The sequence below is a fragment of the Pseudoalteromonas luteoviolacea genome, from assembly GCF_021654285.1.
Taxonomy (GTDB): Bacteria; Pseudomonadota; Gammaproteobacteria; order Enterobacterales; family Alteromonadaceae; genus Pseudoalteromonas; species Pseudoalteromonas luteoviolacea_J.
Map to the genome: position 1 here is coordinate 1 of NZ_JAKFZS010000011.1, position 13,768 is coordinate 13,768.

Genomic DNA, 13,768 nt, shown 5'->3' on the forward strand with positions numbered 1-13,768 from the left:
CATAACTTTGATCAAGTGTTTTTTTGAGAAAACTTTTAAAAAACACTTAAACGGTTAAAATTCAGCCCGAAACGTTTAAAAACACAAGCATTGTCATCATTTTTTAATCAAAATGTCATGACTTTTCGAAAAAGGAATTTAAGTATTGTACATATTTGAGAAGTTGCAAGAAATTTATTGGCGCGATCTTCACCACGCCAACATATCAAGGAGATTAGTAAAGAAGACTATATAATTTTCTACGGAAGCTGGCCGCTGCTGCGTCACCTTCCGGTAAAGATGCAATAATATCTAAAAAGCCTTTTCTTGCTTCACCAAACGCTAAGTCTTTGCTCAGGACTTTAAACAGTGAGTCTAAAGCATCTTCTTTTTTCCCTGCATCAACTTGTGCTTGAGCTAGTTCGCATAATAAAGCTAAATCTTCAGGGTTTTGTTCAACAGCTTGCGTCAATCTTTTTATTTCAGGAGATTCCTGCGCCTCTTGCGCTTGGATCAGCTTAGCTTGCAAGTTATTGTAATAAGCGTCATGTTGATCTTCTGGAATCGTCGCAAGTAATGCTGCAGCGTCCTCTGTTTTTTGTATTTGAATGCAAATGTCTGCAAAAACCAAATTTACTCTAGGGTTACCTTTAGCAATATCATATGCCTGCTTAGCATGTGAGTACGCAGTATTTAAATCCCCTGCTGTTAAAGATTGTTTTGCTTGATCTAGCAAAATCAACTCTGGCGAAGGTAAGTGCTCGGTAAGTACTTTCGTAATTTCTTCCTTTGTCTTAGCGCCAGCCAACACATCTACAGGCGAACCTGCCTTTAAAACAACTATAGTAGGTAGGGCTTGTAAACCAACTTGCTGCGCTAACTGCCCTGCTAACGCCTGCTGAAGATCACAATCCAATGTCGCAATGGTAATGCTACTTTTATACTGTGTTGCTAATTCATCTAATATAGCAGCTTGAGCCACGCAATCAGGGTGCTGAGCACTATAGAAGCTCAATAAGACAAGATGATCTGCAGAGGAAGATGATAGTACCTGTTGGATATTTTCAGGCGTTAATGTAATTTTGTTTTCCATAAATAAGGCATTCTTAATTTAGATTCTAATAGCTATATAGTGTCTTGTTTTTACTTTACAAGGTAATTATCACTAACTATTTACTTTTTCCTTTCGTATATGCTGACTTACGACGGGTTTTACGGTAGCTGCCTTTCTTTTTGAAAGCACTTGTTGTTGAGATCCCTTTTAATGCGTCTGTATTAATTGTTTGAGATAGCCCCACGAGTTCCGATAGCTCATTTTGCAGCGGTAACATAAACTGATTATACGAAGCCGTTTTTTGTGCAATGTTTGTTAATTGCGATTCCCACAGCGCTGTTCTATCAGGCAGTGATAGGTTATTGGGGATTGTGTTAATAAGCCCCCGTCCTAGCTCTGTAGACTTTATAGACTTCCCTTCTCTATTTAAAAAGTTCCTTTTAAAAAGAAGCTCTATGATACCTGCACGTGTAGCTTCGGTTCCTAAACCATCTGTTTCCTTCAGCACTTTTTTAATATCACTGTCTTTTACATAACGAGCAATACCCGTCATGGCACTTAATAATGTCGCCTCTGTATAAAAGTTTGGGGGTTGTGTATGTTTTTCAATTACTACACCATCTGTGCAGTGTAATGGCTCACCAACTTCAAGCATCGGTAGTTGCTTTTTATCCTCTGGCTCTTTTTTATTTGATTGATACAAAACCTTAAAGCCCATATCGATCACTGTATCTGCTTTGGCTATAAACTTACCACCAGAGATCTGTATATGCGCTTTAGTTTGAGAATATAAGTAAGCAGGGTAAAACTGTGCTAAATACTGCCTACAGATCAATCCATAAACTTGCTGCTCATGATGACCCAGCTGGGCTGTTTTTAGTTGTTTCTTTGTTGGTATAATTGCATGGTGAGCTTCTACTTTTTTATCATTCCAACATTTACTTTTTAAGCTTAAGTCCGCATTGTTGATATGCGACTCTTTTTCACCTTTGTTGTTCAGCATTGCAGCTAATATGTCATTGCGCTCACTGTAATGATCTTTAGGTAAGTATCTATTATCTGATCTAGGGTAAGTAATTAATTTATGCTTTTCATATAAGGATTGGCAGATGTCTAATACTTGCTTGGCTGACATAGCAAACCGCTTATTTGCATCGATTTGCAAAGCTGATAAGTTATATGGTAACGGCGGATTTTGCTTTTTTGGTATTTGCTCGAGTTCAGTTAAGTTTGCCGGTTTATCTTTTATTCTACTCGCTACATTCTCTGCCAGTGATTTCAATAACACCCGCTTTTCTTCATCCATGTAAGGTAAACATGCCTCACTGGGGATCCACTTAGCTTCAAACTGCTCACCAGTCTGCTTTTGAAGTATTGCTATCACTTCATAAAACGGTTTTGAGACAAAGTTTTCAATCTCTTCATCACGGCGCACAACCAAACCCAATACGGGCGTTTGTACTCGTCCAACTGATAGCACACCTTGAATACCTGCTTTTTGTCCAGCTAAGGTAAATGCACGAGTCAAATTCATACCATACAGCCAGTCTGCTCTTGCCCTAGCTAACGCTGAGATGCTTAAAGGCATGAATTCAATGTTAGATTTAGATTGGTTAAGCGCTTTTTTTACTGCACTGGGGTTTAAATCACTTATTAGTACACGCTCAACTGATGATTTTTTTGCTTGTGAAAGTTTAGCCTCTTGGATCACTTCATCAACAAGTAGCTGACCTTCTCTATCTGGATCTCCTGCGTGGACTAAAACACTCGCCTTTTTTATTAACCGCTTAACAGTAGATAGCTGTTTTTTTGTTTTTGGTTTAGCTTTAAATTTCCACTCTGAAGGCACAATGGGTAAATCTTGGATCAACCACTTTTTATAGCGCTCATCATAATCTTCTGGTTCAGCTTGCTCTAACAGATGGCCAATACACCAAGTAACGCAATCACCATTGCCTAACTCTATAAACCCATCCTGCTTTTTATGCGGTTTTGGTAGTACATCGGCAATTGCTCGCCCAAGTGAAGGTTTTTCTGCGATATAGAGCTTCATAAAATTCATTTACTGTATATAATTACAGTCATTCTAGCCAACTCATTTAAACAAATCTAGGGTCTACATATAATTGCGTCTTTTACTAAATAAGAAACTCGCTGTTTTTATCAAAAACAGCCCGTACTAGTGGGAGTTATGTCTTCAGCAAATTTAACTGCCCATGTTTTTGCTCGACCAATTGAGTCATCATACTCGCTGCCAGCTCGACTTCATCAGCAAACTGCGATAACTCACGAGCTGCATCAGCAATACTCGTCGTATTTGTATTAACTTCTTCTGTTACCATACTTTGCTCTTCAGCAGAGGTTGCTATTTGAGTCACTTCATGGGAGATAGTATGTAGTTCAGCCACAAGTCCTTTCATAGTGCTTGCTGCCTCCCGGCTTAAAAGTGTTGCATCACGGCCCTTGTTCACCGTATGTTCGATTATCTCTTCAGACCCTTTAATTTCGCTTTGTAAATTTTCAATCAATTTTGCAATGTCATCGGTCGACGCTTGTGTTTTAGATGCTAAAGAACGTACTTCATCTGCCACCACTGCAAACCCTCTGCCCTGCTCTCCAGCTCGCGCAGCTTCTATCGCTGCATTTAATGCCAGTAGGTTCGTTTGCTCTGCTATCGCTCTGATCACATCCAAGATTTGTGAAATATCATGACTGCGTTTAGCAACCTTATTAAATGCAGACTGAGCGATTGAAACTTGATCGGCAATCCCTTCAACCGTACTCGTTGTTGAAACGATTCTGCGCTCACATTCATTGACTGTTCCAACAGCTTTATCTGTTGTAGACGCTGCTTGTTCACAAGCTCTGGCCACTTCATTGGCCGTCGCGCTAAGCTCATTAATCGCTGTCACAACACTATCGATTTCAATATGTTGATTTGATACTTTATTTTTTATATTGATTGCCGCCTCTGTCGTAACATATGACTGTTGATACGACTGCTGGGCAAGCCCTTTTAGATCCTCGATCATGTGCCTTAATTTATTTGTAAATAGATTAAAGCCATTCGCCAAAGAGATTAATTCTGCGTGATGAGTGACATCTAGCTTATGTGTTAGGTCCCCTTCATTGGAGGCAAGATTAGAAACCCGAGATTGGATATATGAAAGAGGCTTAGTGATCGTATTGATCAAAAAGATACTCAAAGCCAAAGCCACAGTGACAATCACTATTCCCAGCATCAACATCCAGATCCCAAGGTCTTCAGTGGACTGATGCAACTGCTTCTCAATCATAAAGGCTGAAGATAAAACCTCTTGCTTTGGGACTTCAATAACTAAAGACCAGACCGCATTTGCCAATTCAATCTTGATTGGACTAGCAACAAAAATGGAGCTGCCAACTTCTTGATAGCCTTTATTCATATGCAAAGATGTGAGTTGCTCAGCAAGTGTGCCCTCTAAAATTTCAGAGAGAGGTTTACCCAAACTATCATGATGATGACTTGCACCTGCAACCAAGCCAAGTTCACTGAGTAATAATACCTTTCCTTGTCCCTGATAAAGCTGACTTGAAAGTTCTTGCACTAATCTCTGTAGACTTGGCAAGTTGACATCCACACCAATAATTCCCTTAAATCGTCCATGTTGTGTAATAGGCACAGTCAGTGATGTCATCAACATTTCATTGCCTTTGGAAATTTCGTATAGATACGGCTCCATAATGCATGGCAATTTACTTTCTTTTGCACATAAATACCATTCAGCCTCACGTATACCATAGCGATTGAGCGCTTCTGAATATTTTGCTGAGGAGGACATGACGCTATGTTGAGTAATACCCACATTATCCTGAGTAAAATACATTTCAAGTGCGCCACTCCCTAAAACCGAGTGCGCAGCATCATTAGTAAAATGCGCATCTTTCTGATCATAGGCATTTTCTTCAAAATGCACATATACAGAAGAAATATCTGGGCTTGCTTTCAAGGCACCTTTAAGCATTGATTGAATATCACTACGAGCAAGAGGAGCTGTTAATGTCGACTCTAATGCACCCACCAATGTATTTGGTACACGATATGCGGAGTTTAAAAACGCAGCAATTTTCTGTGCGTAATAATCTCCTTGAGCAGCCAAGCGGCTATTAATTTCCGATAGAATTACAGATTGTATTTGCTCACTTTGTTTTTTATTTTCATCTTGTAAATGCAACCATGTTGTTATCACGAGCATTGCTATTACTGCCATTATTATCGTAATAACAAAGCACATGAGTTTGTATTTAATTGAGATTTGTCGCATAAATGACCTTGTAATTCTAATTTGACTAACCACAGGTGAGTCTAAAAACGCACGAAGAGTGAACTGTTAGAAGTTGGTTCTTTAATTTCTAGAATTGATTATGCTACAGAAATATTAAAGATTAATTGACAATAAGTGTTTAAATTGAAATGTGCAAGAATAAATTAATCTGGATTAATTGCTTATTAAGAATATAAATATTTAAGAATAAAGTGATAGGGTAAGAAATAAAACTGGGTGCCGACACACCCAGCTTAATATAAGGGTTTAATCTTCTTCTATGTTGTCTTTGCCAGTCGTCTTATCAGTAGAATCAATTCGGTGGTGAATTGCAGACTTAATCAACATATAACCACTGATTGGCGCGGTAATAAGTAAAAACAAAGAAATTAGAATCTCTTTTAAACTAAGCCCATCACCATATTCACTGTAATGTGCCATCGCGGCAAAAAGCAAACATGCCATGCCTAAAGTGGTTGCTTTAGTCGGCCCATGTAGGCGCATGAAAAAGTCTGGCATTTTTACCAAACCGATTGAGCCTACTAGTACCAAAACCCCACCCATTAAGAGCAAAACTGAAATTACAATATCCACTTACATGGCCTCCTATTCAATAATATCGCCACGAAGCAGGTATTTACACACGGCAACCGTACTAACAAAGCCAAGTAAAGCAATTAACAACGCAGCTTCAAAATACAGCGACGTCCCCATGTTCATTCCATATAGAATAATTAACGCAATGGTATTAATGTACATGGTATCCAGTGCCAAAATTCTGTCTGGCACTGATGGGCCAACGACTAAGCGCCATAAGTTCAACAGTAGCGCCAAACCAATCATGGCAAAAACAATTAAGATGATCGTGTCTAACATTCAAAGATCTCCTTCAAAGGCGCCTCATAACGAGATTTAATGGTATTGATCAACGCTTGCTCATCATCCAAATCTAAAACGTGGATAAGTAAGTATTTTTGACAATTCGGTGCTTCACCCTCAACTGTCTCTGGCCAAGGGTATACCTCAGCACTAACAGTACCTGGCGTTAACGATACCGTGCTCGCTAGAATTGTGATAGGCATAGCCTCATTTAAATCTAGTGGCACTTTTACAAAACCCGGCTTCAGCTTTTTAGTCGGACCTAAAATCTTAATCGCAACTTCAATATTTGCAGTCAAGATATCATACAAAACCAACATTAAGTGGCTCAGCGCTCTAAACGGTCTCACAACCAGAGGTTGCTTGGTTCTAAAAGGGTGTGTGATCAATGGGATCACAATCGCCAAAATTAACCCTAAAATAACATGACCGAGGGCAACAGTATTATTGAGTAATAGCCATACCGAAAATAACAGCAAACTTCTAAACGGAGTAGGTAACCATTTGTATTTAGCTTCTAATCTCATTTACTTGCCTCCTAATACATGTTGGATAAGGCCGTAAAAGTTGTGCAGTTCAACTGCTGCAAACTGAGCATAGTCAGTAACTGGGCCTGCAAAGATAACCATCAATGGAGACGCCGCAACCAACATCAACACGGCAACCATCTGCACAGGATGTGCCTTTTCTTCGGTATTCGCTTCACCTTTACCGGTGTGATGCCAAAAAACAGTACTACCGGCTTTTGATACGGAAACCAATACTGCTAGACTAGCAATTAAGTAAATTGGCCAGAACCAATGTCCGTGTGCTGACTCCAACGTTGATTCTAAGATCCAAACTTTACCAATAAAACCTGACAACGGAGGCATGCCAATGACGGTTACTGCCGCAAAAATAAATGCACCACCAAGGAACAACGGCTGCGCTACAGGACGACCCGCTGTTATCCGGTCGCTCACTTTACCCCTTTGCTTACCCACTAAATCAGCAATTAAGAATAAAGCTGCTGAGACAAGTGTTGAATGAACTAAGTAATAGATTGCTGCGGCGCTGCTATCAACTGTTTGTGCAGCGACAAGTGCCACCAAGGTGCCAACAGAAACTACCACTAAGTTTGCAACCATCTTACGAAGATCTTGGCTTGCAAGCACACCGATTGCGCCCATTACGATAGTTGCCAGCGCAAGCCACCACAACCAATGTTGTGCCATATGGCTCAACTCTCCTGCTTGCTCACCAAAAATTAAGGTGTAAACGCGCATCATTGAATACACACCAACCTTAGTCATGATAGCAAACAAAGCAGCAACAACTGGCATTGCTGTCGAGTAAGTATTTGGTAACCACAAATGAAGCGGTAATAAAGCACCTTTTAGAGCAAATACGACCAGCAACAACAAGCCACCTATTTTAGCCAGATATACATCATCGCCTTGTAATTCCATCACGCGTGTTGCCATATCGGCCATATTTAATGTACCCAAAGTACCGTATAAAATACCAAGGGCAATTAGAAACACAGATGAACCAACCAAGTTTAAAATAACATATTGCAATGCTGCACGGGTATTGCGTTTATCGCCACCATGCATCAGCAATGAATAGGATGCAATCAACAATACTTCAAAGAAAACAAATAGGTTGAATGCGTCTCCCGTCAAGAAGGCACCGTTCACACCTAAAATTAAGAAGTGTAAAAGCGGGTGGAAAAAACTACCTTGCTCGTCATCACCAGCACAGCTATAAAGCGCACAAACTAAGCCTAAAAACGACGTAAGCGAGACCAGTAAAGTTGAGATAGGATCCGCAACCAACACAATACCAAATGGCGCTGACCAATCACCAATAGCGTACACTTGCGTCCCATTAACTTTTACATAAGCAAGCAACGACACAGATACCACTGTCGTTATCAAGCCCATCAAAACAGAGACGTAACGCCTAATTTTTAAATTTTTTCCACATGGCGGCATCAGCATAAGCACTGCCGCCAACATAGGTAATAAAACAGGTAAAGAAGTTAAATGTTGACTCATGCTTTACCCTGCTCCTTCACCTGACGAGAATTTGTTTTTGATTTATCAGGTACTACCCCATTGACGTGATCATTACCTAAATCAGCACGACCACGGATCGCTAAAATCACCACAAATGCAGTCATCGCAAAGCCAATTACGATGGCTGTTAAAACTAATGCCTGTGGCAGCGGATCTGCATAACTTTCGCTGTAACCAAGCACAGCGGCTTGGTTCATAGACAAACGTCCTGATGCAAATAAAAACAAATTAACTGCGTACGAGAGCATGGTTAAACCAAGGACAACCGGGAACGTTCTTGCACGTAAAATCAAAAATACACCGCAGGCCACTAAGAGGCCCACGCATGAAGAATACAAAAGCTCCATTAAATATTCACCTCTTCTTTGGGTGCATTTGCAGTCACTTTACCAAGACTTGCTAGTATCATCAGCGTTGCGCCTACAACGGTGATGTAAACACCTAAATCAAATACTAATGCACTGGCAAGCTCAATCTCACCAATCAATGGAATATCAAAATAATCAAACCACGTAGTCAAAAATGGACGTCCAAATACCCAACTACCTAAACCAGATAACATCGCTATCGCAATACCTGATGCGATAATCTTTCTGTAGTTCAAGGTAAATCGCTCTGCAATCCAATTTGAGCCATGTGCAATGTATTGCAAAATAAAGGCTATTGCTGTGACTAGACCTGCGATAAAGCCTCCACCTGGTAGATTATGCCCTCTCAAGAAAATGTAGAACGACACTAACAACGCGAGTGGTAACAAGCTTTGAGAAATTGAAGCCAATAGAAGCGGATAGCGCTCTTTCGCCCAAGGTCTACCCTCAGAGTCACTGCCTGGCATAAACAATGGTAAATGAATAATCAGTTTGTATATACCCAGAGCTGCAATCCCCAATACAACGATTTCACCAAGCGTATCAAAGCCCCTGAAGTCAACTAGGATAACGTTTACGACATTAGTACCACCGCCGCCCGTTTTCGCGTTAGCAACGAAGAAATCAGAGATAGAAGTCAAAGGTCGTGTGATCAGGGCATAACAAATACTGCCGATAATGACACCAATCGCTGACGCGATCCCCAAGTCTCTCAGCGTTCTAATCGAGCTAGACTCTTTTGGTGTTTTCTGCGGTAAGAAGAACAAAGCCAACATCAACAGAATAATGGTCACCACTTCAACCGTTAACTGTGTTAACGCAAGATCTGGTGCAGAGAAGCGCGTAAAGGCAACAGATACCATCAAACCTACAACTGAGATCATAAGCAAGGCAACCATACGCGTGCGGTGCCAAATCACAGTGCTAATCGCACCAATCATTAATAGTCCAGCGCCAATACCATTATGAATATCAACAGGTGTAAGTGTATTCTCACCCACTAATTGACTCATCTCAAATAAAGGCCAACCTGCGCTGACAAGCACAACCAACAGCATCAGCATTAAATAACGCTGCAATGAGCCATTTTCAATAGCGCTAATTTTGTTTTGACTCCAGATCACCACAGAGTGCATGGTCTTCTCAAAACCTTTTTTGGCATTAATTGGTGGAAGAGATGCTTGGAATTGGAATAGGTATTTGCGCTGAGTATATATCAGTAAACCACCACAAACAGCAATTGCACTCATTAGCAGGGGTAAGTTCAAGCCGTGCCAAATTGCGATGTAGAACTCAGGCGGCTCGCCACCTAAAACAGCGCCAGAAGCCAGTCTTAAAATGCCGTCGACAATAAAATTCGGGAACATGCCCACAATCAAACATAGCGCCACCAATATCTCAATAGGTACTCGCATATAACGCGGTGCTTCATGAGGCTCTTTTGGTAAATCAACCGGATCGCCATTAAAGAAAACATCGTGAATGAATCGTGCAGAATAAGCCACAGAGAAAGCAGCAGCAATGGTTGCTAAAATAGGGATAAGCCATGACATTGAACCCAGTAACTGCTGGTGCAATGTTTCTGCAAAAAACATTTCTTTCGACAAGAAACCGTTTAACAGCGGAACACCGGCCATCGATGCAGCAGCAACCATCGCCAATGTAGCGGTATAAGGCATAAAGCGCCACATACCATTGAGTTTACGCATGTCTCGGGTGCCAGTTTCATGATCAATAATGCCGGTCGCCATGAAGAGCGACGCCTTGAACGTAGCATGGTTAATAATATGGAAAATAGCCGCGACAGTAGCAAGCTCGGTATCCAAGCCCAGTAGCAGGGTGATAAGACCAAGGTGACTGATAGTCGAAAATGCCAGTAGACCCTTTAAGTCATGCTTAAATAAAGCGATATACGCACCAACAAGTAGCGTTATCAGACCTGTCAAACCCACTAAGATGAACCAAATTTCTGTGCCCGCCAAAGCTGGGTAAAAACGTGCAAGTAAGAAAATACCCGCTTTAACCATAGTTGCAGAATGTAAGTAAGCACTTACAGGTGTTGGCGCAGCCATAGCGTGCGGTAGCCAGAAATGGAAAGGGAATTGCGCGGATTTAGTGAATGCGCCTAATAGGACAAGTACTAATGCCACTTCATATAAATCATGAGATTGGATAAGCTCACGACTAGCCAAAATAATGTCTAAATCGTAACTTCCAACGATATTACCGAGTAATAGTAAACCAGCCAATAATGCTAAACCGCCGCCACCGGTAATTGCCAGCGCCATTTTTGCGCCTTTACGCGCTTCTGATTTATGCCACCAATAACTTATCAGCAAAAATGAACTTATACTGGTTAATTCCCAAAATACCCACAATTGCAAGACGTTGTTAGACATTACAATGCCTAGCATGGCTGTCATAAATAACATTAGATAAGCATAAAGCTTGGGCATTGAGTCATTTTCACTCAGGTAATAGCGTGCATAGAAAATAACTAATATGCCAATACCTAAGATCATAAATACGAATAAAAGTGCCAATCCATCCAAACGGAAAGACACGTCAAGATCGAGTATTGGTACCCAATCTAGCGTTGCGCGAACAGCTTCCCCAGCAAACACTGCGGGAGCTAAATCAATGGCTAATAAAAGAGCCACAGTAGGTGCAATCAAGGTGATTGCAGTAGACTGATTGCGAGAGAGTTTACCTGTTAACGATGAGAGTAAACTACCTAACAAGGATATCAATGGTATCCAAAGCAAAGTCATAAAGAAGCCTTATATCTTCGATGCCGTTCATCACTATTAAATGCACGTTATGATTACGTCATGGCGATCGTGTTCTGTTTATTTTTTACGTGCATTTTTATCACACATAACGTCTACCAGTTATACTTTATTAGTGTTTGACTTGTCTAGGGTTTCACGTACTGGCTGTTTAAATTGTAGACAAGATTAACAAACAATTCAGATCCTGTTCATAAAAGGTACGCTCATTTAACTCAGATCAATGCTTAGCATTTAGCTCGTTGAGATAAACTTGATAATCGCTGGGCACTGATAAAGTTCTATTTAATGACTTTAACCATAATCCTAAATAGTGGTTTGACAAGTGAATTTCGTGATATTGCATTTTTGATGCGATATGTTGCGGTTTGTACGACGCTAGCTGCCCAAACTTACAAGTCTCGCTCTTATACCATCCTTTTGGGGCACTTGTACCAACATATAAATTGGGGGCTTTATAGCCTGATGTTTTACATAGCCAATCAGCTTTTGCTTGAGGCACTGGATACTCATCTTCAAAATGAGCGAAATGCATCATTTCGTGTACAAACAGCTCATATTGGCTCTTATTATGAAGCCTCATCACACCATTATATACATTTGCCAAGCCTTGTTTATTTGTCATGATCACTAAATGTCTGGCTTGTTGCACTGATGACTCTTGAAGTAAATGATCAATATTGCATTTGATGAAGTTAGACTCTCCTCCTGAGCACTGTGTCAGGTCTCCAACATACAAAGGTTCAGATAAGCAATACGGAAGCAATTCAGATAATTGGCTTTGATTGTACTGTGCACTTAGGCGTTTAAGTTGCTTAATACCAGATAAGGTCTCCGCTAATAACATAATAGAATGTTTACAACTGACTGTTGGAGTATGCCAACCAAATACAGACACCCCTAAATCATCAACACTGGCCTTATTCAGGGTACTTATCGAGTTGCCGACTTCAAGACTGTATACAGAAACATAAGGCTCTACGACCTCTAGGTGCTCAAATATACGTATCATGAGTGCATACTCTCCTTGCTCCTCTAATAGTTCTAACAACCGAATACGTGCTGAAGATGTGCTCTGGTGCCAATATTTTTCGATTAAAAGCCACGCTTGCTCATAATGACTGTTTGCTATAAGCCTAATAGCCCATTCAAAAGCAAAAATAGGATAGCCAGTGCGCCTTAGCGATTGAACTTGCTCATCGGTGAGTTGCTCGGGGATTTGCTTGAGTCGCAGATAAGCATAGTTTGAGGGGTTGAAGTTTTGCGCAGCACGGGTGACGAGTATATTCAAATGAGGGCCTTTCATCTCGGCCAAGCCTGCTATATGTTGGCTGCTACTCGGAACAGCCATCAACAAAAAGACAATACCTGTCAGGTACTGACGTAACATCACTTAGCTAGCACTTGCTTTTAGCAATGCTTCCCGCAAAAGACGCAGCTCTAATTTAGCATATTTATGTTCGACAAATTCGTATACATTGGTTGCTAAAGTTAACCTAAAATACTCTGCAGCTTTCACATAACTACCTGTACTCAAGTGCCTTTTTGCAATGTAGAAATATGCTTCGCAGAGTCTTTCTGCATACTCTTTTTGAGTTTTCACACCCACTGCTATGCCATCTAAGAATTGCTCTTCACTTATCTCATTTAAATAAAACTGTACAATTTGCGTTGACCAAGCTTCGTGATTGAGTTGCTGACTGTTGGCTTTTAATTGCGCTTGCGCAGTAATCGGGTCTACAGAACTATGTGCTATATATAGCCAGAGCATCCTGTATGCATCCTCTGGTGAGCTTGATAAAAAGCGCTCAAAATCAGTGACTGCTATCTCTTTTCTACCACCATAATACAACGCAATACCGCGATTTAAATAGGCATATTCATAGCTTTCATCTAACTCAAGCACCGAACCAAAGCTTTCGTAAGCCTCACTAAACTCCTGGCGCAATGTATGATGTATACCAATGAAATTATATGTTTCAGCAAGATCTGGTCTGAGTTTCAGTGCACGATTGAAATCTATTTGTGCCAATTGCGCTAAACCCAAACTGTCATATAACTTACCGCGTATGTGGTATAACTCCGCTCTTTGATTACGAGTAAGCTCAGCACTATTTAATAATTCACTATAGCGGGCAACTTCAATTTGAGCGCGAGGGTTAGGTTGCATTGGCTCGGTGAAAGGGATTGGTAGCAGTGGTTGCAGTTTATCTTCAACATTCGCCTGCTGAGTGCTTTGGCAGCCCAATAAGCTCAATCCAAGTAAAGGTAATAGTAAAAATCTCAAGGTATATCCCTCTTTGGGCCAGATAATTATAGTGTCAGCCATTAAAGC

The 13,768-nt window shown here is 40.7% G+C and carries 11 protein-coding genes; all 11 read right to left on the bottom strand.

From position 1 onward, the window contains the following. Window positions 1–214 precede the first annotated feature (214 nt). The 11 genes from L1077_RS11955 to nlpI all read right to left on the bottom strand — a co-directional run bounded on the left by L1077_RS11955 (window position 215) and on the right by nlpI (window position 13,720). Entirely contained in the window at window positions 215–1,072 is an 858-nt protein-coding gene (locus L1077_RS11955) for a tetratricopeptide repeat protein (RefSeq protein ID WP_237137060.1), read from the bottom strand. A gap of 76 nt (window positions 1,073–1,148) precedes the next feature. Then, on the bottom strand, window positions 1,149–3,086 hold the full coding sequence (locus tag L1077_RS11960) for a DNA topoisomerase III (RefSeq protein ID WP_237137061.1): 1,938 nt from the start codon (window positions 3,084–3,086) through the stop codon (window positions 1,149–1,151). A 136-nt stretch (window positions 3,087–3,222) separates the two neighbouring features. After that, a complete protein-coding gene (locus tag L1077_RS11965) occupies window positions 3,223–5,283 on the bottom strand; it encodes a methyl-accepting chemotaxis protein (protein WP_237137062.1) in 2,061 nt (686 codons plus the stop codon). Window positions 5,284–5,604: 321 nt separating this feature from the next. Beyond that, a complete protein-coding gene (locus tag L1077_RS11970) occupies window positions 5,605–5,931 on the bottom strand; it encodes a Na+/H+ antiporter subunit G (protein ID WP_269199996.1) in 327 nt (108 codons plus the stop codon). A gap of 12 nt (window positions 5,932–5,943) precedes the next feature. Then, window positions 5,944–6,213, bottom strand: coding sequence for a K+/H+ antiporter subunit F (locus L1077_RS11975; RefSeq protein ID WP_023397675.1), 270 nt, complete (start codon window positions 6,211–6,213; stop codon window positions 5,944–5,946). Continuing rightward, complete coding sequence (locus tag L1077_RS11980) at window positions 6,207–6,743, bottom strand: Na+/H+ antiporter subunit E (protein ID WP_063361748.1); 537 nt, start codon at window positions 6,741–6,743, stop codon at window positions 6,207–6,209. The genes L1077_RS11975 and L1077_RS11980 overlap by 7 nt, the downstream gene beginning before the upstream one ends. Continuing rightward, complete coding sequence (locus L1077_RS11985; protein ID WP_063361749.1) at window positions 6,744–8,255, bottom strand: monovalent cation/H+ antiporter subunit D; 1,512 nt, start codon at window positions 8,253–8,255, stop codon at window positions 6,744–6,746. It lies immediately after the preceding gene. Beyond that, the gene (locus L1077_RS11990; protein ID WP_046356586.1) at window positions 8,252–8,623 is read right to left on the bottom strand and encodes a Na+/H+ antiporter subunit C; all 372 of its coding nucleotides are present in this window, start codon (window positions 8,621–8,623) and stop codon (window positions 8,252–8,254) included. The genes L1077_RS11985 and L1077_RS11990 overlap by 4 nt, the downstream gene beginning before the upstream one ends. Beyond that, complete coding sequence (locus tag L1077_RS11995) at window positions 8,623–11,415, bottom strand: monovalent cation/H+ antiporter subunit A (RefSeq protein WP_046356587.1); 2,793 nt, start codon at window positions 11,413–11,415, stop codon at window positions 8,623–8,625. The genes L1077_RS11990 and L1077_RS11995 overlap by 1 nt, the downstream gene beginning before the upstream one ends. A gap of 238 nt (window positions 11,416–11,653) precedes the next feature. Beyond that, window positions 11,654–12,826 carry a hypothetical protein gene (locus L1077_RS12000; protein WP_237137063.1) on the bottom strand — a complete coding sequence of 391 codons (1,173 nt, stop codon included), beginning with the start codon at window positions 12,824–12,826 and terminating at the stop codon, window positions 11,654–11,656. Next, complete coding sequence (gene nlpI / locus L1077_RS12005; protein ID WP_237137064.1) at window positions 12,827–13,720, bottom strand: lipoprotein NlpI; 894 nt, start codon at window positions 13,718–13,720, stop codon at window positions 12,827–12,829. It lies immediately after the preceding gene. Between the last annotated feature and the right edge of the window lie 48 nt (window positions 13,721–13,768).

Excerpts from the sequence above, each read along its gene's own strand:
- L1077_RS11965 (WP_237137062.1), bottom strand. The coding sequence starts at position 5,283 with ATGGCAGTAATAGCAATGCTCGTGATAACAACATGGTTGCATTTACAA.
- L1077_RS11955 (WP_237137060.1), bottom strand. The coding sequence starts at position 1,072 with ATGGAAAACAAAATTACATTAACGCCTGAAAATATCCAACAGGTACTA.
- L1077_RS11975 (WP_023397675.1), bottom strand. The coding sequence starts at position 6,213 with ATGTTAGACACGATCATCTTAATTGTTTTTGCCATGATTGGTTTGGCG.
- L1077_RS11990 (WP_046356586.1), bottom strand. The coding sequence starts at position 8,623 with ATGGAGCTTTTGTATTCTTCATGCGTGGGCCTCTTAGTGGCCTGCGGT.
- L1077_RS11960 (WP_237137061.1), bottom strand. The coding sequence starts at position 3,086 with ATGAAGCTCTATATCGCAGAAAAACCTTCACTTGGGCGAGCAATTGCC.
- L1077_RS11995 (WP_046356587.1), bottom strand. The coding sequence starts at position 11,415 with ATGACTTTGCTTTGGATACCATTGATATCCTTGTTAGGTAGTTTACTC.
- L1077_RS11980 (WP_063361748.1), bottom strand. The coding sequence starts at position 6,743 with ATGAGATTAGAAGCTAAATACAAATGGTTACCTACTCCGTTTAGAAGT.
- L1077_RS11985 (WP_063361749.1), bottom strand. The coding sequence starts at position 8,255 with ATGAGTCAACATTTAACTTCTTTACCTGTTTTATTACCTATGTTGGCG.